This is a genomic window from Chloroflexota bacterium, from assembly GCA_018648225.1.
In the GTDB taxonomy this organism is placed as follows: domain Bacteria; phylum Chloroflexota; class Anaerolineae; order Anaerolineales; family UBA11858; genus NIOZ-UU35.
Genome location: JABGRQ010000081.1, coordinates 4,443 through 25,013 on the forward strand (window position 1 = coordinate 4,443; position 20,571 = coordinate 25,013).

Genomic DNA, 20,571 nt, shown 5'->3' on the forward strand with positions numbered 1-20,571 from the left:
ATCCAGTAATAATAGTTGTCATCATCATCAATGCGTACAATCTGATCGCTGACCGAATTAAAAAATTTGGCAAAAAACTGCAATCCCAGCTTGGTGCGCAGTTCAAAGGAACCCAACCCCATCGCCGCGCGTCCGGCCCTTTGGACTTTATCATATTTCGCCAGACTGTACTGAAAAGTTTCTTCCCCGCCGCGAATCGCGAATACCCGCGCGCCTTTGGCGCCATACATATCAAAAAGCCCCTGCTGGAGTTTGGCAACGTGCTCAAAAGGGAATGCCTTTTGAATATTATCAGTCGGATGATTACCAATATATTCGGCCAACCCAACCAGATTCAGCAAGGCATTGAGTCCTTTTTCGCCCAGAATATCCTCCGCCGAGGTGAGAATACCGCGTCCCCAAATATTCGGATAAAAATATTGATCGGTCATATAACTATCACCTGTTCAAAATCATACAATATGCGTAGCGCAACGTGCCCATTATTATAGCCCATTCTCAAAAATTCAGCAGCTTTGACAAATCCAACTCTCCGTGCTACAATCCGTGCGCTTGATGATATTGCGGTAATAATTTTGAGATGTAAGCGCTTGCCCCGGCCGGAACATCCCGACCGGGCGTTTTTGTAAATATCACTTGTGTGAATTACACTCGCCGCGATCAAATTGAAACCTCCCCTCCATTTTTGGAGGGTTATAAAACGAAAACCGAATCAAACCCCTTGACCTCGCGCCGCCCCTCATCCTTTTCAAGCCTGGATGACAGGGGTAATCGCGTTTTGGATTCATGAACTGGTAAATGGCATTTTTGAGTGCAGTTGCGCATTGACGCCACAGCGTGTCGGCCAACGATATTTGAGATTGATATTTCCAAAGAAAAAATCTGCGCGCAAAAACGCGGGGCAAGGGGAGAAACAAAAGGATAAAAAATGAATAACAAATTACGTATCATTCCTCTGGGGGGCCTGGGGGAAGTCGGCAAAAATATGATGGTCTACGAATACGACGACCAGATTTTGGTGGTAGATACCGGCATCATGTTCCCCACCAACGACATGCTGGGCATCGATTACATCATCCCCGATTTTGAGTATTTAGTCGAACACCGCGACAAAGTATGCGGCATCGTGATCACACACGGGCATGAAGACCATACCGGCGCCATCACGCATGTGTTGGAAGAAATTAACGCCCCGATTTATGCCACGCGCCTGACCCTGGGATTGGTGGAAGTCAAACTCGCTCGGGGTGGGTTGCTGCAGAAAGCAGATCTGATTCCTGTAAATGCGGGCGACAGCCTCGAGATCGGCCCCTTCACGGTCGAATTCTTCCATGTCAGCCACTCCATCCCCGATGCGGTTGGTCTGGGCATCACCACCCCGGCTGGGTTGGTCGTCCACACCGGCGACTATAAATTTGACCCCACCCCCGTCGATGGTTGGCCCACCGATTTCGCCAAACTGGCCGAATTCTCCAGCCGCGGCGTCCTGGCTTTGATGGCCGACTCCACCAACGCCGACAAACCCGGATGGACACCCTCCGAGCGGGTAATTGATCCGGCATTCGACAAAGTATTTGCCGAAGCCGAAGGCCGCATTATTGTGGCTACCTTTGCATCCTTGATTTCGCGGATGCAGCAAGTTGTGGATGCCGCCGAACGCCACGGACGGAAAGTGGCCTTTGTTGGCTACAGCATGGAAAACAACTCCAAAATGGCGATTAAACTAGGCTATCTTGAAGCACCCTCCGACACCGTCGTCCCCCTGGAAGAAGCGCTAAAATTGCCCGCTTCAGAAGTTGTACTGATGGCAACCGGCTCTCAAGGCGAACCCTCCTCGATGGTCGGGCGGCTCTCGATGGGCACCAATCGCCGCTTCACCATCAAGGATGGCGATACCGTTGTGCTTTCCTCGCACCCCATCCCCGGCAACGAAGAAGTCATCTACCGCACCATCAACCGGCTCTTCCGCCGCGGCGCCAACGTACTTTACGAACCCCTGACGGCTGTGCATGTCTCCGGCCATGCCAAACAAGACGAAATGACCCTCATGCTACACCTGGTCAAGCCCAAATATCTCATCCCCATCCACGGTGAACTGCGTCACCTGCGTCAACATGCCGTGCTGGCACAAGATTCCGGCATCTCGCCGGAGAATATTGCAGTTGTGGAAAACGGACAGATTGTCGAATTTGAAGATGGCGAATTGAATCTGGGCGACCGCATCCCCGGCGGCTATATCTTTGTCGATGGCGCCCGTGTGGGCGAAGTTGGCCCCAGCGTAGTGCGCGAGCGCGAAGCCCTGGCGCGTGAAGGCGTGGTGTTGATCAGCCTGGTGCTCGATCACGGCGGACGGTTGCGCGAACTCCCCGAAATTATAACGCGCGGCTTTGTTTACAAACACGAAGCCGACGAATTACTGGATGCTGTCAGCGAACGCATCGTCGAAACCGTGAAGAGCAGCCCCGGCAATATCCACGATCAGGTAGTGCAAACCGTGCGCTCTTTCCTCTACAACGAAACCAAGAGCCGCCCAATGGTGCTGGTTACGCTGAGCTGGGTCTAACTACTTTTCCCAGCCCTGTTCACCAATCAACGGAACAAAAGCCACGGCAGAAATGCGGTGGCTTTTTCGTTTATCCCCTCTACGCTGCCATAATTCCAATACCTGCTGGTAACGACTCCCCGCCGGGATCACCATACGCCCACCGTCGGCGAGTTGATCGAGCAAGGCAGGCGGGGTTTCGGGCGCCGCAGCTGTGACCATAATCGCGTCAAAGGGGGCCTGGTCGGGGAGTCCCAGTGTGCCATCGCCAACGTGCAGGTGAATATTCTCGATTTCCAGATCGGCAAAAATTGCCCCAGCAGCAGCCGACAAGGCCGCGTGCCGCTCAATGCTGTAAACTTGCGCGCACAACTGCGCCAGCACTGCCGCCTGATACCCCGAGCCGGTGCCGACTTCGAGTACGCGTTCGTGTCCCTGTAAACCCAGTGCTTCAGTCATCAACGCGACGATATAGGGCTGCGAGATGGTCTGCCCCGCTTCAATACGCAGCGCGCCATCCGAATAAGCCCATTGCTGCTGCGCCGCTGGCACGAAGAGATGCCGCGGCAGTGTGCGCAGCACTTCTAGCAGGCGCGTGTCTGTAATCCCTCGCCGTTCAATCTGATCGCGCACCATCGCGGCACGCTGTTGGGCATAGTCATCTTCGTTGTGCATTAGGAATAGTTTTAACGCAATACCCTGAAGGGTACAGGCGGCGCTGAGATGCAAAGTTGCAAAGTTTCTTTTTTGTTTTTCCTTGCGCCTCTGCTTCTTTGCGTCCTTGCGTTAAGAATTTCAGCGCATTTCCTTGATTAAGTGCCGCCAAAAATCGTCGCGCTCGCCGGGGGTAAAAGGACTGTAGAGCGAAATTCGATCAGCCAGGCCAGTATAGCGTTCCTTCAGGGCGTGGGGCACATCTTCGGATTTGGCTACCACCGCAAAAGTAGCCAGCATCTCGTCGCTGATTAAAGCAGGCATCTCCCCCCATTTGCCGCGCGCCACTAATCCAGACAATTCTTCGGCCACATCTTCCCATCCATGCAGTGCAAATACACGCCGGTACGAAGGCGTGGATGCATAGAACGAAATCTGCTGGCGGACAAAAGCCTGCTCATGGGGGTTGGTGACTATGAAAGCGGATACGGCCACAGCGATATCGGAGCGGACGCGCCCACTCGAAGTGGCTCCTGTTTCAATGGCGGGGAGTACAACCTCGGAGAGATAGCGCGGCGAGTGCAGCGGATGCACATGGAAACCGTCGGCCACTTCTCCGGCGAGTTTTGCCAGACCGGTGTTGACCCCGGCGATATAGATGGGAATATCGGGGTGTGAATTGGGGCCAGGGTTGAAAAAAGGCGACATCAGGGTCAGCTTGTAGTATTCGCCACGGAAGTTGAGCCGTTCGCCGTTCTGCCAGGTATCCCAAAAAGCGCGGATGGCGAGAATTTGCTCGCGCAGCTTGCCCACGACCGAATCAGGCCAGGGCATCCCAAAGCGACGCTCGACATGCCCCTTAACCTGCGTGCCCAGGCCGAGAATAAAGCGCCCATTCGAGGCTTGCGCCAGATCCCAGGCAGTGTAGGCCAGCGTAGCCGGATTGCGCGCAAAACCAATCGCCACGGCGGTGCCAAATTGCAAATTTTGGGTGTGTTCGGCAATCAGCGGGCCGGGCAGAAAGGGATCGTGTTGGGTTTCGGTTGCCCACAGGCCATCGAAGCCCATCGCTTCGACCGCCGCGGCCAGTTTTGGCACAGAAGTAAGAAAATGCGGGGGAAGTACGGTATCGATTTTCATACTACGATTATACCAACGCTTATTTTCACAAATTCTTCACAACTCGTTCATTATTTCATCATATGTTGGTTCTATACTATAGCCAAGTTCAAACATTTGGGCAAACACAAGCAAATTTGCCCAAAAATTATACAAAAACAACCCTACCTGGAGGTAGACATGAAAAAGACCTTGATTCTCGTAACAGTTTTGGCCTTAGCCGCAGCGCTTTTTATGGGCGCAGCCCCAGTATTCGCAGCCGAGCTGGATAAAGGCGGCCCCGGTGGCAGCGGTGGCGGTGCAGGCGGTAATGGCGGTGGCGGCAACGGACAGCAAGGCAGCGCCGGTACCAGCACAGGAATCCCTTTGGAGCAGAATATCAACCTTGATGGTGCGCTGGATGAGCTTTTACACACCAACATGGCGACGGCACTGGGGATTGATCCCACAGAACTGGCTGCCCACATGGATGCTGGCGAAACTTTTGCCGATGTGGCTCTGAGTCTGGGCTTCGATTATACTGCTATTAGCGAGATGCTCGCGCAGGCACGCGCCGACGCACTCACACAGGCCGTACTTGATGGCACGATCACGCAAGAACAAGCCGACTGGCTGGCTTCGACCGGCACCAATAACCCCGCTGCCAGCTACGGCGACGGCACCTGCCTCACCGACGGCACTTGCGATGGTACCTTCGATATGCTGCAACAGGGTCAGCGCCGGGGACAAAATCGATAGACAAGCATATTGCAATTAAAAGAGCGTGCCGGAAATTTCCGGCAAGCTCTTTTTGCATTCATAAATTTGTATTTCCAGACAGATTTTTATTCAGGGCTTACGCACCCCGCACATCCCTATTTTCGGTATATTTTTTTATCGTCTTGCCAAGTCCTATTATTCTATTTCGATTTGAATTTTCGGTTTTTCAAGGGGAGGGGATACTGATATTTTTTGAGGAATAACCACCATTAACAAAAAGCCAATTGCAATTACAGCTTCACCCAAAATCACGCCAACGGCCTGCATTTCACCAAAATAGGGAATCACCGGCCAGGGTTGAGAGCCAAACCCGAACACATCGGCCATGCCCGAAGTAATCGCAATCACATAGCCAGTACTCACCAGGCGCAAACCAATATCCTCGGCAATTGTGCGCTCACGTCTATCCCAATTAATAGATAGGCAAAGAAATCCCCCCAGGCAAATAATCGCAATTCCAATTTCAAAAACAGCAATTTGCACGAACCCAACTACCGGGCTACGATCTGCGCCGACAATATTCGGCTCAATTCCTAGCAAAAAGAGCAAGAAACCGATCATCACCAGCCCCAATCCCCAGCGAGTTCTGCGTGTGCCATTTACGGGTTTTCGATCCAAAGTAATCGTCCTCTACATAAAATTAGCTTATCAGGGCAGGCTGCGCGCTAATAAATTAAGCCAGTTTTGGCCCATAACAGACTGAATATCACTTTCAGTATACCCTTTTTCGGCCAATAGCCCAGCCAGTTTTCCAAGATCGGCAATCGTATCGATGCCTTCGGGTACGCTCTGTAAGCCAAAACCGCCATCGAAATCGCTGCCAATGCCCACATGCGCGGCATCCCCGGCCAGTTGACAAATATAATCAATTTGCGCGGCCACAAAACCCAATGTTACCCGATGGCGTCCATCGCTGGCTTGCCAGCCGGGGAGCAAAAAGGGATTATAAGGCACAACACCAATGATAGCATCACGCTCGATCAGCCCGTGGATGACACGGTCAGAAAGGAAGCGATTACTATCCAGGCCGTCGAGCAAGGCAGACGCATTGGCATGAGATGCAAGCATTGTGCCGGGGAAAATATCCAGAGCCTGCAACACCGCTTTTTCGTCCATGTGGCTGAAATCGAGGCTGAAGCCAAAATCGGCCATTGCTTCGAGCAGGGCATATCCATCGCTTGTCAGCGGGCCTGGTTCGCCGGTGCCACCGCAAAAGCGCGTCCCCGCCCAGGCCGGACCAATCAGGCGCACACCACGCTGCCACCATTCTTCCAACTCCGATGGGTGTCCGACTGCCTCGGCAGCCTCCATCAAGATCACCAGCCCAACCGGAGGGGAGGCCGTTTCGGGCTGCCACTCGGCCAGATGCGCCCGCAAGTCAGTTTGCGTTCGAATCAGGCGGAATTTATCAGGGTGCTGATCGACCAGGCGATGGTAGGCATCCAGTTGCGCCGAATAGCGCAGTCGGGCTTCGGCGGTGTCCCGGTAACTCTGCACATCCCACTCACCCAGCGTGCGCCGCGCCGGAGACGCAAATAGTGTGGCGAAAATCACGGCGACGCGCCCCTGTTGATATTCGTGCCAGCCGAGCAGGGTATCGCCGTTGTGACGCGGTGCAGCGCTGTGCATTTCAAGGCGGCGAGTTTCTAACGCCGAACGGGTGTAATCGCGCCCGAAGGTGAGCATATTCCAGGCCAGGTCTTGGTGGGCATCTACAATGAGCATATCAGTTACCGGTTGAATGTTGAATATGGGCAGCGATTTGACGGTCAATTTTGCCCATCGGATAGTCGCTAAACGCCGACGGGACAACCCATTGGAGGCTGGCGTGGTCAATGGGCTGGGGTTCACCTTTGAGTAGGGTACAGTCAAAGGCATGCAGGGTGATTTTGAAATGCGAATAGGCGTGATCGTACACCCCAAGCGGAGCGCCAACTTCAACATCCACACCCAATTCTTCACAGATTTCACGCCGCAAACATTCGGGAAGACTCTCGCCGGATTCTTGCTTGCCACCGGGAAATTCCCACATACCACCCAGCAAACCTTTGTGTTCACGTTGCGCGATGAGAATATGTCCGTTGCGCCGAATGACCGCCGCGGTGACGGTATGATGCGGCACAGGCGGCTTGCGCTTCTTCACCGGGCGTTGTTCCTGAACGCCCAACTCATAGGCCAGGCAAGAATCGGCTACGGGGCATTGGTCACACTTGGGCGCGCGCGGCGCGCAAATGAGGGCGCCTAATTCCATCAGCGCCTGGTTATAATCAGCAGCCTCCCCGGGGGGCAGGTATTCGCTGAGCAAAGCCCAGAGCTTATGCTCACCCTCGGTCGAACGCGCCAACTCGGTGACATTGAAAAGGCGCGCCATGACGCGGCGGATATTGCCATCCAACGCAGGAGTATCCAATCCAAAACAAATCGAAGCAATCGCTCCAGCCGTATAACGGCCAATGCCGGGGAGTTTTTGCAGCGCTTTTTCATCGGCAGGAAGTTTGCCGGCGTGCTGCTCAACCACAATCTTTGCGGCGCGGTGCAGGTTGCGGGCGCGGCTGTAATATCCCAACCCCTCCCACTGCTGAAGCACAGCTTGCTGCTCGGCGGCAGCCAGACTGTGCAGCGTGGGAAAGCGCTCCAGCCAGCGCTCAAAATAGGGAATGACGGTATCCACGCGGGTTTGTTGCAACATAATTTCCGAAACCCAAACCGCGTAGGGATCGGGATTACCGCGCCAGGGTAGCTGGCGGGCATTGCGATGATACCAGTGGAGTAAGTTTTGGACGAAGGGAATTGACATAACGAACGCTGCAACCCAACGGGGGTGCATGGACGCTTTACATCCACACACCCCCGTTGGGTTGGGTCAATTACATTTGGAAACCGGGGCGCGCGGCAACGGTTTTATACTGAAAATCTTCTACGTAGTCCAGCAAACGGTCGGTGAGTTGATCCCACTCATTTGAACGCACCGCCTGACGCATGGAATCCATCGTATTGGTTTTCATTGTAACCAAAATTTGAGGATGGCTCCCAAAAACTGTCACCCAGGCATCAGAGGCTTCCAACCCAAGCAACTGCATTTGGGGGATAAATTCGCGCACAACGAACTCAAAATATTCTTGCTCGCGACCTGTCTGGATATTCCAGGTCATCAATAGCTTTACCGCCATTGTTTGCTCCACCAAATATTCAAAAAATTTCTTACCTCAAAGCGTTCCTTGGTGTTTTTCATGTCTTTGTGGTAAGTCAATTAGGCTTGATACGATAACACCACAACCTGCGTTTCGTCGGGAACCGAGGAGGATGTTACCGTGAGTTCGTCTTCGGGGATTTGATCACCCAGGCCCATTTCTTTCAAGAATTTGTCTAACGGGTCGAGTTCAAGTTTGCTTTCCGGCGTGAGATACTGCATGGGAATGACAATGCCCGGTTCAAGCAAACTGATCACTTCGGCGGCTTTTGCCGCGTTGAGCGCGTTCCCACCGCCCACCGGAACCAAAACCACTTTCACATTTCCCAAAGCCTCCACCTGCGATTGGCTGGGGACACGCGTCAGCGCGCCTAAATGCGCTACCGTGATCCCTTCAAAATCAAATACAAATAACGTATTGCGCAACTCATCGGGTTGGCGCTTTTTACCATTGGTGCGTAAAGCTGTGATAAATACATCGCCAATTTCGTATTCTCCCGGCCCTTTGAGTACGTGCTCTTTCGATTTCACCGCATTTTCGTAATTATATTCAGGCGTATCCTGGGAAACGGTGACAATATTGCCGCGCAAATTCAACGGCTGGTAGCCAACAACTTGATGGTCATACGGATCGGTAACAACGGTTGCCAGCCCGCGGGCTGATAATCGGAAACAGGAATGGCCGTGCCAGGTAATTTTCATAGATGCTCCAAAACAGATGTCGACAGAGTACTTTGGCTCCGATTATACCATCGCGCTAAGAAGCGGCAAAATTCAAATTCCATGATAAGATTTTGCCCATGAAACGCGCACTCATCTTGATGATTCTCTCCCTGATGCTGACGGCTTGCGGGGCCGCGCCCGAGGTGGTTCCAACTGAAACAGCGGTTCCTACACTCGCTTCGCTCGCGGCGAGTCCTACGCTCGAGCCAACCCAGACCCCGACGCCGGAACCCACCCCCACGCCAGAACCCAGCCCTACGCCCGCGCCCCCACCCGAAATCCAGTACGCCATCTCCGCCGAGTTGGATTTTAGCGCCCGTTGGCTAAAGGCATCGGAAACCATCACTATCCCCAACCTGTCAGACGAACCCATCACGAATCTGACGCTGGTCGTACAACCGCGCTGGTATGAAAACGCCTTCGAATTAACCAGCCTGACCTGGGACGATGGAACGCCGATTGAGGGTTATTATTTCGACGAAATCAGCCTGATTATTCCACTGGCGGAACCGCTGGCTCCCAATGATACGCGCCGCCTGACGATGGATTTTGAACTTTTCTTGCCCCAGATTATCCAGTCGGAAGATTATGGGCCGATCCCCTTTGGATATACGCTGCGCCAGGTCAACCTGGTCGATTGGTATCCCTTCGTTCCGGCGTATAAAGCCGGGGAGGGCTGGATCGTACACCCTACCTGGTATTATGGCGAACACCTGGTTTACCCGGTGGCAAATTTCGATGTAGCCCTGAAAGTAGTAAATGCCCCCTCGGTGACAATGATCGCCGCCAGCGCACCCGATACGGGGAATGACGATGTGCATATTTACCATCTCGAAGATGCGCGCAATTTTGTGGCTTCGGTGAGTGCTTCGTATATGCTGCTCGAAGAACAGGTTGATGATGTGCTGGTTCAGGCATATATCTTTCCGCAGCATCAGGTGGGCGGGAAAGCCGCTTTTGAAACCGTGATTAACGCGCTGGAATTGTATACTGAACTTTATGGCGAATATCCCCACTCTAGCATGACGCTGGTCGAAGCCGATTTTTTGCACGATATGGAATACCAGAGCCTGATTTTTATCAGCCACGCATTTTTCAACACCTTCGATGGTACCGCTGAAACCTATCTGGTGACGATTACGGCACATGAAACCGCGCACCAGTGGTTTTACGGGCTGGTCGGCAACGATCCGTTTTTAGAGCCGTGGCTGGATGAGGCTTTTTGCACCTACAGCGAGCGTCTCTTTTACGAAAAATTGTATCCCAACTCGCAAGATTGGTGGTGGTACGCGCGGGTGAATTATTATGTACCCTCGGGCTGGATCGATAGCGATCTGACTTACAACGGCGGCTATCGCACCTACCGCGATGCGATTTATTTACAAGGCGCAAAATTTTTGGAAGATTTACGCTTTTTGATCGGCGATGAGGCTTTCTTCGCCTTTGTAAAAGATTATGTGGAAACCTATCGCAATCAGATTGTCACACGCCAAGATTTTTTCACCACCCTGGCACGTCACAGCAATGTGGATATCAGCGCGTTGATGACATCGTATTTTCAGTATCCGTAGTGAAAGCCCTCACCCTGACCTTCGTTTTACTCAGGTTTGTCCCTCTCCCAAAATTGGGAGAGGGACGTATTCGAAGCGCAGCGAGAATCAGGGTGAGGGCATAGTATAAAATCATGGAAAAACAACTCCTCAAAACTTACGGCAGCGGGTGCGCCCGTAATATCGCTTTCCAAATTTTCAGCGTGGTGCTGGTATTTGGCCTGTTCATCATCCCGGCGCTGATTGCAGCGTTGTGGGGCGGCGACCGAGATACCAACTTCACTTTTTTCATCGTAATTTTGATCGGGCTAATGCTGGCAGGCATCGTCGGGGTTATCATCTGGGGCTTGCGCAGCATTCGTCAACGCGCCGCGTATCTCGATGAGGTCTTTGCCGCGTGGGGGCTGGAAGGCCAGCCTTATTTACAGAACGGACGGCGCTACCAGGGCAAATTACTCGGTCGACAGGCCGATATTTATTTCCACCGCGGCCCAACATTGGAGATCAATATCGCTGTGCCGTTGAATACGCGCGCTGCAATACTTTTCAAGAGCGAAATCGGCAAATTTGGCGCTAATCTATCGGGGTATGAAGAAGTAGACCTTAATGACCCCATTTTTCGCAATTTAAGTCTCTACGCGCTGGATGCAAATTGGATGCGCAATATTCTTCACGAGCGTGCTCCGCGCACAGCCATTCGTCAATTAATGCGGGTGACTGGAGCTTATGAACTACGCCAGATTTTGGTGCAACCTGAGGGTATCAAATTTATGCTGCGCCGCATTCAACTCGAAGCGATTAACCATAAACATATGGAAGCTTGGGTGAATGATCTGCGTGTGCTGCTTGAAGCCATCAAAACCGCACCCAGGCCGCAAGAGATCACCATGGTAATGACTCCACTGAAGTATGGCACCGCCGAACCCACTGATCGTAAATCGCTTGCCATTCTGGGGGCGGGGGTGGGTTGCAATGTATTATTGGCGCTGATGGCTTGTGGGGGATTGGTTGCATTGATCGGCCTGCTAGTGTCACGATTGCAGTAGTCTGAGTAAATTTCGATCCCGAATAGTACAAATATCATCAAGGGCACAGGTGGCACAAATGTCATGCCGAGGCGTATAGCCGAGGCATCCAGCGCAGCGTAGGGCGCTTCGCTAGACACTTGTACCTGCACTCTTCTTTTGATGAATTCACTTTTTTCTAAACATCGTTTATAATGGACTAACTTTATCCACATTCCCTTCAGGAGACCTTTTTTATGCAAACACTCAATCCAAATAAGTGGCAGCGCATCATCGCGGTTGCATTGCTGTTTTTGCTGGCGTTGGTCGTTTCGGCATCGATCAGCGTACGCCCGGCATTGGCTCAAGACGATGATCCCTATGTCGAAATTATTAACGAAACCGATACAACGCTATGCGCCTTTGGCGCCGTTCCCGCGGGCGAGAGTGAAGTCGCTGCGGAACACATCTTCGCCGAGGTGGAACTCGAACCGGGTGATGATTTTTGGGATTATTATGATCTCGTGGGCACGTTCACGCTGGTGGCTGCCGATTGTGAGGACTACACCATCGTGGAAGTGGCCGAGAACGTGGAATTAGGTCAGGTTGGCGTAATATGGTATGTGGGCGACAGCGTAGAGTATGACGGTGAAGTCGTGGCGCAGGATTCTGCCAGTAGTGGAGGATCAACCTCGAGCGAGTCCACCACCCCCAGCGGAGATGCCGCCGATAGCGGCTTCCGTCCCGAAGATAACGGCTTCAGCTTCGAAAACTATGGCAACGATTCCGTCTCCGCCAATCTCACCGCGGCTGAACTGCAGCGCATGTTTGGCGATATGGTCTGCGCCAGTTTATCCGGAGGAGAGTGCATACTCACGCCGCCTGCGCAACGCTGGATGACCGAGATCAATAATTATATGGACGGCGGGCACTGTGAAGGCATGGCTGTGCTAAGTATGTTGATGTACGACCAAATTATTGAGGCCGCACAATTCGGCGGCGATACCGCTCACGATCTTTCACTGGCCGACGAAGCTTTGCAGCGCGAAATTGCCTATTGGTGGACAACACAGGCCACATTGCCCGCATCCTCGATCAAGCTGGACGAATCGCCCAGTGCTATTCTGGACGTGCTGATTCAGACTTTTAACGAAGGCGCAAACGCGGCTGAAAAATGGGTCATGGGCATTTATATGGCCGATTTCAGCGGCGGGCACGCGATTACACCTTACGCCGTAGAAGATCAGGGCGGCGGCATTTTCCATGTTTTGGTTTACGACAACAACTGGCCCGATATGGGACGTGTGCTGGTGATTGATAAAAACGGCAATTCCTGGTCGTATCAGGCATCCACTAACCCCAACGAACCGGAATCGCTCTATGAAGGCGATGCCAGCACGGGCACGCTGGAAATTGTGGGCATTACCAGTCGCCTTGAGCAGCAATATTGTGAATTTTGCGCTGGCGACGGAAACGCCAGTTTGGGGCGCGGGCGCGGGCTGGCTGCTCCGGCACAAGAGTTCAATCAGATTTGGCTCAACGGCCAGGCCGACCTGCTGATCACCACCGCCGAAGGCAAACGCATTGGCTTCGTGGATGGTGAGTTCGTCAACGAGATCGAAGGCGCCCGCGGCGACAATATGAAATTCGGCGTGGATATTTGGGACATCAACAACGAGCCGGTTTACTTCATCCCGCTGGGGATTGAGTTCACCATCACGGTGGATGCCAGCCGCGCCGCAGAGGGCATCACCTCCGATGTGACCATGATCGGCCCCGGCTATAACCTGGTTGTGGCCGACCTTTATCTGGACCCCGGAGCGAAAGATGTGATTACAATCTCCCCGGATGGCAAACGCCTGGCGTACAGCACCGAATATAACGACGCCCCAGATATGATCTTCGGCATCGAAACCCCCGCCGCCGATTACGAATTCATCGTGGCGGCTCTGGATATCGAATCGGGCGCTGAGTTCATCGTCGAACTGGATATTGAAAACGGCACGTTGAGCATCAATACCGACAACACCACGGAATACGGCACTTACGAAATTGTGATGTACCGTATCGACGATGATGGAGAAGCCTGGTTCAATAATAATGATATTTATATGGAACCGGGCGACACCGCCTTTCTCAAATTCCTGGAATGGGAAGGCCCCGGCACCAGTATGTTCATCGACATCGACTACGGCTCCGATGGTTCCATCGATGAGACAATTGAACTTGTAGATGAGTACGTAGCGGAATAAAAAAGATTTCGCAGAAGATGACTGCAAACAGCCCCCAACCTAAAATTGGGGGCTGTTTTGTTTCTAAACCAAATCACAAAACCATCTAAACAAGTTCTAAACATCTCTTTGATAAGCTATTGTTACTTACACAAGTGACAGGCATTTTTTCACCTACTATCTGGAGATTGCCATGACAACAACCCCCCAATCCAATACTCGCATTCGCCAGCTCAAAACCCCGCTGGCCGTTCTCGGGCTTAGCGCCATCATTGTTTTGGGCGCGTTTTTGCGCTTCTACCAATTGGGTGCGTACAGCATTGGCAATACGTATTACGCCGCCACGGTCAAATCGATGCTCACATCGTGGCACAATTTCTTCTACGCGGCTTTCGAACCGGGCGGATCGGTGACGGTGGACAAACCCCCGCTGGGCTTCTGGGTGCAGGCGGTTTCGGCCTATTTCTTTGGCGTAAATGGCTTCGCCCTGGCGCTGCCACAGGCATTGGCTGGTGTGTTCTCCATCGGCGTGCTTTACCATCTGGTGCGTAAATACTTCGGCGTGTGGGCCGGGCTGATCGCGGCGCTGGTTTTGGCGGTCACACCCATCACGATTGCCACTGAGCGCAACAACACCATCGACGGTCTGCTGGTCTTTGTGTTGCTGCTGGCAGCCTGGGTATTTCTCAAGGCCGCAGAAAATGGCAAAACACGCTATCTGCTTTTCGGCGCGCTGCTGATCGGTTTGGGCTTTAACATCAAAATGCTGCAAGCCTATATGGTGCTGCCCGCCTTCTACGCGCTCTACTTCTTCAGTGCCCGCAAGCCCTGGTGGGGACGTATCTTGCAGCTTGGCGCGGCCACAATGCTCCTGCTGGTGGTCTCTTTTGCCTGGGTCGCCGCCGTAGATTTAACAAACCCTGAAAACCGTCCCTTCATCGGCTCCAGCGACAACAACACCGTGCTGGAATTGATTATCGGTCATAATGGTCTCAGCCGTTTGGGATTGAATAACCGCGGCCGCGGTGGAGATGGCCCGCGTGTGGCCGATGGTCCTGCTCCCGGGGCAGGGCAAGCGAACCCGGCTCCAGGTGGGGGCGTGCCCTCCGATGGTAATCCAGCCCCCGGCGCGAATCCAGCGAACGACCGCCAGCCGCCTCCCGAAGCCCTGGCAGCCTGTGCGGGACTCAGCGTTAGCGATGCCTGCACTGTCGAGTTACGCAACGGCAATACTATCGACGGCGCCTGTTCCGCATTCCCGCAGGGCGATCTGGTCTGCGGGCCCGAAGGCCGCACCCAGCCGCCCGCCAACCAAAATCCTAACGCTCCCAACGCCCAGCCTTCAACCCCCAACCGTCAACCCGGTGGCGGCATGAACAGCAGCGAAACCGGCGCGGCGGGCGTGCTGCGCCTGTTCCTGGAGCCGCTCGTCACCGAGGCAAGCTGGCTGCTGGCGCTGGTGATGCTCGGCCTGCCGGTGGTATTGGTCATTTTGGGCTGGGCGTGGCCGCTGAGCGGCAAACATTTCAGCATTGTGCTGTGGGCGGGCTGGCTACTCCCGGCGATGGCCTATTTTGGTTTCACTACGGGACTGTTCCATCGCTATTATCTGATCATGCTGGGGCCGCCGCTGGCCGCGCTGGTGGGGATCACCTTCTGGGGTTTGGCAAAATATTGGGAACAGAATCACGCCCCGGCCTGGATCGTGACCGCCCTGCTCACCGGGATGACGATCCTTTTCGAGATTTTCACCATGCGGACGTATCCAGAATATGCCGCGGGCGTCGCCATCGCCACCATCCTGCTCTGGCTGGCCGGGATGGGTATGCTCATTTTGAAACCGCTGGCGAGAATCCGCAAAGTGGGTTTGGGCCTGGTCTTGGCGGCGTTGCTTGTCGCTCCGCTAACATGGTCGGCGTTGACGGTGTGGAATACGAGCCCCAATGTAGCCCTGCCCACAGCGGGCGTGGCCAATGCCGATCATACGCGGGCTTCGCAGATGACACCCAACGAAGAACTGCTCAACGAATACGGGCAGGCAGTGTTGGCCTACACGCTGGCAAACACCGATCCCGATAGTTACCTGCTGGCGACCAACAACGCCCGCGGCGCGGCACCGTTCATTTTGGAAACCGGCCGCCCGGTGTTGACCTTTGGCGGCTTCAGCGGCGGGGATAACGTGGTGGATTTGGGTGGACTGCAAGCCATGCTCGAAAACGGTGAATTGCGCTTCATTCTGGGCACGCCGCAGGGCAAGCAAGAAATTTCTCAGTGGATGGTGAAGAATTGCTCAGTGGTGGAACTTCCGGGCATCGATGCTTCGCAGGGTCAGCCTGCCCAAGCGACTGGGCCTGGAGCTCCCGCTGGTCGACAGGATGCTCAGAGCGAGGTGTTGTATGACTGCGGAAACTAAAATGATCTTGCCCTCACCCCGTCTACCGCTACGCTCTAGACTCCCCTCTCCCGATTTCGGGAGAGGGGCCGGGGGCGAGGGCAAAATTCAAAAAACGCTTACCCAAGCCTTCCGATACGCACTCGTCGGCGTTTCGAACACGCTGATTGATGCAGCAACCTACTACACCCTGACGCGCGCGCTTGGGTTGGCGACACTGCCGGTGCTGGCAAAAGGTTTGGCCTACGCCATTGGCATGACTAACAGCTTTTACTGGAACCGTACCTGGACATTTCGTGCTAAGGATACAATATATCGTGTCCCAATCTGGCGAGCGGCTTTCCTCTTCACACTAACACATATCGTCGCACTGGGCATCAACGCCGGGGTGATGGCCCTCAGCCTGAACTTGTTGCACGTTCCGGAAATTGTCGCTCTGATTCTGGCAACTGCGGCCGCCTTCGGCTGGAATTTCTTCCTGAACAAGTGGGTTGTTTTTAAATAAAGTCGGGATTGATTCGTTTTGATAGATAAATTTGTTGACATTTCCTAGAGTCATTTCGAGCCAATGGCGAAAAATCCCTGAGATTTCACTCAAAATTGAGCAAACGCTGACAACTATTCACGTTTCGTCACAGGGATTCCTCCCTACGGTCGGAATGACATATTTCTGTCGTTGGCGGTTTTAGAAAGCCCTAAACCGGTACTTATTCCCCCTTATCCCCAATCCGCTAGTCTTGTATAATTCGGGGGATGAAAACTCGCATTCTATTCAGTTTATCTTTGATTATGCTTCTGGTTGGGGTAACACTCCCGGCAATGGCGGCGGCTCCACGACAAACAACCCCCATTTTGTCGCCAACGCCCGGCCCAGACGGGCGGATTATTTATACTGTACAAGCAGGCGATTCCGTGTGGAGTATTTCAGCCAATTTCAATATTCCGCTTGATGAGCTACGCGCGCTCAATGGTCTGGCAGATGATGCCGTCATCGCCCCCGGGGATGAGATTTTCCTGGGGCTTGGCGGCCCTGCCACGGCGGTCCCTGCCGCACAAGCCACGCCCACACCCATGCCCGCCGGGCCAACGCCTACGGTCGAAATTGGTTTTGGTATTCTATGCGTGATCTTGTATGACGATATCAACGGGGACGCGATCCGCCAGGAAGAGGAAATATCCATCCCAGGCGGAGCTATCAGCATCGGCAACGCCACCGGTACAGTTTCGATCACCGAAGATACGCTCAGCGGTTTGGATCATTTCTGCACAACCGAAATAGAAGAAGGCGAATATACGATTACTGTCGGTGTCCCCGATGGCTATAACCCCACCACTGAATTCAGCGCGGCTATCACCCTCAACCCCGGAGATGAAAGCTATCTTGATTTTGGCGCGCAAAAGAACTCGGTCAAGGTTGCCGAAGAGCCAGCTCCAATCGGCGAAGGGCCATCCCCCACGTTAGGAATTATTGGCGCGGCTGTAATTTTGCTGGGAATCATCCTGGGCGTGTATGCTATTTTCATGCGGCGATAAAAGTACGCATAAAAAAGAGCGCAATGCTGGAAAACAGCATTGCGCTCTTTTTTTTATGCTATATACCCATGCGGATGCGTCTGGTGCCATTCCCAGGCGCTGGCGATAATATCCTTTAGGGCGGGGGTTTGAGGCTGCCAGCCCAGTTCGCGCTGTATCCGCTCGGAGGCGGCTACCAGCCGCGGGGCGTCGCCCGCCCGCCGCGGGGTTTCTTCCACCGGGATTGGATGCCCGGTGACTTCGCGGGCGGTTTCGATCACTTCCCGCACAGAATATCCCGCGCCATTGCCCAGGTTATAGACCATCTGCTCGCGTTCGCCCAATGCGTCTAATGCCAACAGGTGCGCAGAAACCAGATCGCGGATATGAATATAGTCGCGGATGCAGGTGCCATCGGGGGTCGGATAATCTGTGCCATAGATATAGATTTTCGCGCGTTGCCCGAGGGGGACTTGCAACGTCAGCGGGATGAGGTGCGATTCGGGCTGGTGCGCTTCCCCGCGGTGGGCAAAGCCTCCGGCGGCATTGAAATAACGCAAGGCCGCGTAATGCAGCCCGTGGATTTGCCGGTACCATTCCAGGGCTTGTTCGATCATCAATTTCGTATGCCCATAGAGATTGTTCGGCCCCAAAGGTGAATTTTCGCTAAGCGGCTCATCACTGGACTGATATACCGCTGCTGTAGACGAAAGTACAAAGCGCCTCACACCTGCCTGTACCGCGGCTTCAATCAACTCCAATGAGTAGGTTAAATTATTCTTGAAATATTTGCCGGGGTTTTTCATGCTCTCGCCAGCCTCAATGAAAGCCGCAAAGTGCATCACAGCATCATAAGGCTGGGCGCTCAGGGCAGTTTTCAGCGCAGCCGCATCGCCCAGATCGGCCTGAATGAAGTGCGCCGCTGCCGGAATTGCAGCGCGATGACCAGTTACCAACGAATCATAAACCGTTACAGAATGTCCATTCGCAAGCAAAGTTTCGGCAGTCGCCGAGCCAATATAGCCCGCCCCGCCAGTTAGAAAAATACGCATATAGAGCCTCTATTCATTACTTTTATACTCAACAACCATAGCATTAACATCAATAAAAACTAACGCAAGGTCGCAAAGAAGCCAAAGCGCAGAGAATAAAATCTAAACTCTGCGACTTTGCGTTTACGTGTTTAAGCTTCTATTGATAAATACGCTATCCATCACTTTCTTACTTTGCTCGCCTATTATACAACGCGGCAGAACGCTCTCAACAAATTTGTTAGTTGACTTCACTACTTGAACCCTTATACTTGAATAACAAGACTTTTCAATTCATTAACAATTCCGATACAATCGTTATCATTCACGCACATCATTCCTGGGAACTAGCTATGTCGAGAGAATATCCATCTAATATAAGCCGTAATTTTTGCGCAAACCGCTCCCGCGGGCAGGGGTTGGTGGAGTACGCCATCATTCTGGTGTTGATCTCCATGGCCGTCATGGGCGGGCTGGCGCTTACCGGAACCAGCGTGGGCAATGTTTACCAAAATGTTGTTGATTCACTGCGCGGCGAAGAACTCAGCGGGGGAGAAACCCCGCTGGAGGCAACTCCCACCCCAACACCCATCCCCGAAGACATGCTCGTAAACGTGGTCACCAGTTCGGGCAGCACAATTTCCGGCGTGAAGGTATCCGCCTTCAACAGCGAGAGCGCCCAGGTGGCCTCGGCAGAATCCAATCTTGACGGCGTCGCCACATTCTCCGGTCTGAATCCCGGACGCTACAAATTCCGCGCCGAGTATAACGGTCAAGAATTCTGGTCGGTGACAATTTCGTATCCAGCCCAAACCAGCACGACGATTACAATTACTGTCCGAGAAATCAATGTGCATGTCATGAACGCACGCGGCCTCACCCTTGCCGACATCCCCGTTCACGCCTATACCGACGCCGAAGCCTATGCCGGAGACAGCCAGACGACTAATCAAAACGGCATGGCAACCTTCACGCTGCCCGATGGCAGCTACAAATTCCGCGCCGATTATAAAGGCCAGCCCTATTGGTCAGAAACGATCATCACTACCAGCACCACTTCGGTAAATATCCGCATCCCCGAAGCGCCCTTCACAGTACGCGTCACCAACCGCCAGGGGCAGGCCGTCAGTAAGGTGCCAGTATACGCCTTCAATACGACAGGAGACTATTCAGGGATTTCTGGTCGCACCGATAAGAACGGAATAGCGATTGTGGATTTACCCGATGGAAGTTATAAATTCCGGGCGGATTACGATGGGCAGGAATACTGGTCAGACGCAGTGACCAGCCCCGATGTGGATTCAACCACCATACAGGTGGGCGGGACGCAGGTCACTGTGAAAGTGGTCACCAGCAACGGAACGGGACTCGCCAACTTGAAGGTATACACTTATTACGCCGATGATAGCTACGCGGGCAAACGCGCTTCAACCAACAAGGAAGGCCGCGCCACCCTCGAGCTAAACGATGGCAGCTATAAATTCCGTGTGGACTACCAGCATACAACCTACTGGTCGGATACCATCAACGTACCCCAAACAACCACTGCGACGATCACCGTAGGGGCAGGACAGCTCACGGTTAAGGTAGTCGATCAACGTAAAGACCCCTTCCCCGGCGTTTATGTATATGCCTATCGGATTGTAAAAAGCGGAAACACAACCTATTATTACTATTCCGGCCAATACGGCATCACAGATGGCAACGGTAATGTTGTACTTAAACTAAACCCTGATACTTATCGTATTTTGGGCTACAACTACAATTACCGCAACTACAACTACCATTTCCGCTACGAATGGTCTGGTTATATCAGTGTACCGCCTACAACGGCGATCACGCTGCGCATAAATCGGTGAGAGTA

18 protein-coding genes are annotated in these 20,571 nt (G+C 53.4%); 9 read left to right on the forward strand and 9 right to left on the reverse strand.

Annotation, left to right across the window (positions count from 1 at the left end; genetic code table 11):
* Nucleotides 1–431: hypothetical protein (locus HN413_06940; GenBank protein MBT3390131.1), on the reverse strand; the 431-nt coding region annotated here is incomplete at its 3' end.
* Nucleotides 432–928: 497 nt separating this feature from the next.
* On the opposite strand from HN413_06940, the gene HN413_06945 reads away from it, so the two are divergent.
* Entirely contained in the window at nt 929–2,563 is a 1,635-nt protein-coding gene (locus HN413_06945; protein MBT3390132.1) for a ribonuclease J, read from the forward strand.
* Here the strand turns inward: HN413_06945 and HN413_06950 are convergent, their stop codons facing one another.
* Together HN413_06950 and HN413_06955 are read right to left on the reverse strand one after the other, a co-directional pair.
* Nucleotides 2,564–3,217 (reverse strand): protein-L-isoaspartate(D-aspartate) O-methyltransferase, encoded by a 654-nt coding sequence (locus tag HN413_06950; GenBank protein ID MBT3390133.1) that lies wholly within the window; start codon nt 3,215–3,217, stop codon nt 2,564–2,566. It lies immediately after the preceding gene.
* Nucleotides 3,218–3,337: 120 nt separating this feature from the next.
* Nucleotides 3,338–4,336 (reverse strand): TIGR03617 family F420-dependent LLM class oxidoreductase, encoded by a 999-nt coding sequence (locus HN413_06955; GenBank protein MBT3390134.1) that lies wholly within the window; start codon nt 4,334–4,336, stop codon nt 3,338–3,340.
* A 159-nt stretch (nt 4,337–4,495) separates the two neighbouring features.
* On the opposite strand from HN413_06955, the gene HN413_06960 reads away from it, so the two are divergent.
* Entirely contained in the window at nt 4,496–5,053 is a 558-nt protein-coding gene (locus tag HN413_06960; protein MBT3390135.1) for a hypothetical protein, read from the forward strand.
* A 156-nt stretch (nt 5,054–5,209) separates the two neighbouring features.
* Here the strand turns inward: HN413_06960 and HN413_06965 are convergent, their stop codons facing one another.
* The 5 genes from HN413_06965 to HN413_06985 all read right to left on the reverse strand — a co-directional run bounded on the left by HN413_06965 (nt 5,210) and on the right by HN413_06985 (nt 8,966).
* Complete coding sequence (locus HN413_06965; protein MBT3390136.1) at nt 5,210–5,692, reverse strand: hypothetical protein; 483 nt, start codon at nt 5,690–5,692, stop codon at nt 5,210–5,212.
* Between the two features lie 30 nt (nt 5,693–5,722).
* The gene (locus HN413_06970; protein MBT3390137.1) at nt 5,723–6,799 is read right to left on the reverse strand and encodes a peptidase M19; all 1,077 of its coding nucleotides are present in this window, start codon (nt 6,797–6,799) and stop codon (nt 5,723–5,725) included.
* Nucleotide 6,800: 1 nt separating this feature from the next.
* A complete protein-coding gene (mutY, locus tag HN413_06975; protein ID MBT3390138.1) occupies nt 6,801–7,871 on the reverse strand; it encodes an A/G-specific adenine glycosylase in 1,071 nt (356 codons plus the stop codon).
* A 70-nt stretch (nt 7,872–7,941) separates the two neighbouring features.
* Complete coding sequence (locus HN413_06980; GenBank protein ID MBT3390139.1) at nt 7,942–8,244, reverse strand: hypothetical protein; 303 nt, start codon at nt 8,242–8,244, stop codon at nt 7,942–7,944.
* 80 nt (nt 8,245–8,324) lie between these two features.
* Complete coding sequence (locus HN413_06985; GenBank protein MBT3390140.1) at nt 8,325–8,966, reverse strand: MBL fold metallo-hydrolase; 642 nt, start codon at nt 8,964–8,966, stop codon at nt 8,325–8,327.
* Nucleotides 8,967–9,064: 98 nt separating this feature from the next.
* Here HN413_06985 and HN413_06990 point away from each other — a divergent pair, with 98 nt between their 5' ends.
* From HN413_06990 to HN413_07015, 6 genes are all read left to right on the forward strand, one after another.
* Entirely contained in the window at nt 9,065–10,558 is a 1,494-nt protein-coding gene (locus tag HN413_06990) for a M1 family metallopeptidase (protein ID MBT3390141.1), read from the forward strand.
* A gap of 113 nt (nt 10,559–10,671) precedes the next feature.
* Entirely contained in the window at nt 10,672–11,583 is a 912-nt protein-coding gene (locus HN413_06995) for a hypothetical protein (protein ID MBT3390142.1), read from the forward strand.
* A gap of 215 nt (nt 11,584–11,798) precedes the next feature.
* Entirely contained in the window at nt 11,799–13,793 is a 1,995-nt protein-coding gene (locus HN413_07000; GenBank protein ID MBT3390143.1) for a hypothetical protein, read from the forward strand.
* Nucleotides 13,794–13,965: 172 nt separating this feature from the next.
* The gene (locus HN413_07005) at nt 13,966–16,185 is read left to right on the forward strand and encodes a hypothetical protein (GenBank protein MBT3390144.1); all 2,220 of its coding nucleotides are present in this window, start codon (nt 13,966–13,968) and stop codon (nt 16,183–16,185) included.
* Entirely contained in the window at nt 16,169–16,669 is a 501-nt protein-coding gene (locus tag HN413_07010) for a GtrA family protein (protein ID MBT3390145.1), read from the forward strand. Before HN413_07005 ends, HN413_07010 begins: the two co-directional genes overlap by 17 nt.
* Nucleotides 16,670–16,917: 248 nt before the next feature.
* Nucleotides 16,918–17,697: a LysM peptidoglycan-binding domain-containing protein gene (locus HN413_07015; GenBank protein MBT3390146.1), complete on the forward strand. Its 780-nt coding sequence runs from the start codon at nt 16,918–16,920 to the stop codon at nt 17,695–17,697.
* A 53-nt stretch (nt 17,698–17,750) separates the two neighbouring features.
* Here the strand turns inward: HN413_07015 and galE are convergent, their stop codons facing one another.
* Nucleotides 17,751–18,728, reverse strand: coding sequence for a UDP-glucose 4-epimerase GalE (gene galE / locus HN413_07020; GenBank protein MBT3390147.1), 978 nt, complete (start codon nt 18,726–18,728; stop codon nt 17,751–17,753).
* A 332-nt stretch (nt 18,729–19,060) separates the two neighbouring features.
* Between galE and HN413_07025 the strand changes: the two genes are divergently transcribed.
* Complete coding sequence (locus HN413_07025; protein MBT3390148.1) at nt 19,061–20,566, forward strand: hypothetical protein; 1,506 nt, start codon at nt 19,061–19,063, stop codon at nt 20,564–20,566.
* The last annotated feature ends 5 nt before the right edge of the window (nt 20,567–20,571 follow it).

Bases quoted from the DNA above. Each gene is read 5' to 3' on its own strand.
- HN413_06945 (MBT3390132.1), top strand. From the start codon at position 929: ATGAATAACAAATTACGTATCATTCCTCTGGGGGGCCTGGGGGAAGTC.
- HN413_06950 (MBT3390133.1), bottom strand. From the start codon at position 3,217: ATGCACAACGAAGATGACTATGCCCAACAGCGTGCCGCGATGGTGCGC.
- HN413_06955 (MBT3390134.1), bottom strand. From the start codon at position 4,336: ATGAAAATCGATACCGTACTTCCCCCGCATTTTCTTACTTCTGTGCCA.
- HN413_06960 (MBT3390135.1), top strand. From the start codon at position 4,496: ATGAAAAAGACCTTGATTCTCGTAACAGTTTTGGCCTTAGCCGCAGCG.
- HN413_06970 (MBT3390137.1), bottom strand. From the start codon at position 6,799: ATGCTCATTGTAGATGCCCACCAAGACCTGGCCTGGAATATGCTCACC.
- mutY (MBT3390138.1), bottom strand. From the start codon at position 7,871: ATGTCAATTCCCTTCGTCCAAAACTTACTCCACTGGTATCATCGCAAT.
- HN413_06980 (MBT3390139.1), bottom strand. From the start codon at position 8,244: ATGGCGGTAAAGCTATTGATGACCTGGAATATCCAGACAGGTCGCGAG.
- HN413_06985 (MBT3390140.1), bottom strand. From the start codon at position 8,966: ATGAAAATTACCTGGCACGGCCATTCCTGTTTCCGATTATCAGCCCGC.
- HN413_06990 (MBT3390141.1), top strand. From the start codon at position 9,065: ATGAAACGCGCACTCATCTTGATGATTCTCTCCCTGATGCTGACGGCT.
- HN413_06995 (MBT3390142.1), top strand. From the start codon at position 10,672: ATGGAAAAACAACTCCTCAAAACTTACGGCAGCGGGTGCGCCCGTAAT.
- HN413_07000 (MBT3390143.1), top strand. From the start codon at position 11,799: ATGCAAACACTCAATCCAAATAAGTGGCAGCGCATCATCGCGGTTGCA.
- HN413_07005 (MBT3390144.1), top strand. From the start codon at position 13,966: ATGACAACAACCCCCCAATCCAATACTCGCATTCGCCAGCTCAAAACC.
- HN413_07010 (MBT3390145.1), top strand. From the start codon at position 16,169: ATGACTGCGGAAACTAAAATGATCTTGCCCTCACCCCGTCTACCGCTA.
- HN413_07015 (MBT3390146.1), top strand. From the start codon at position 16,918: ATGAAAACTCGCATTCTATTCAGTTTATCTTTGATTATGCTTCTGGTT.
- galE (MBT3390147.1), bottom strand. From the start codon at position 18,728: ATGCGTATTTTTCTAACTGGCGGGGCGGGCTATATTGGCTCGGCGACT.
- HN413_07025 (MBT3390148.1), top strand. From the start codon at position 19,061: ATGTCGAGAGAATATCCATCTAATATAAGCCGTAATTTTTGCGCAAAC.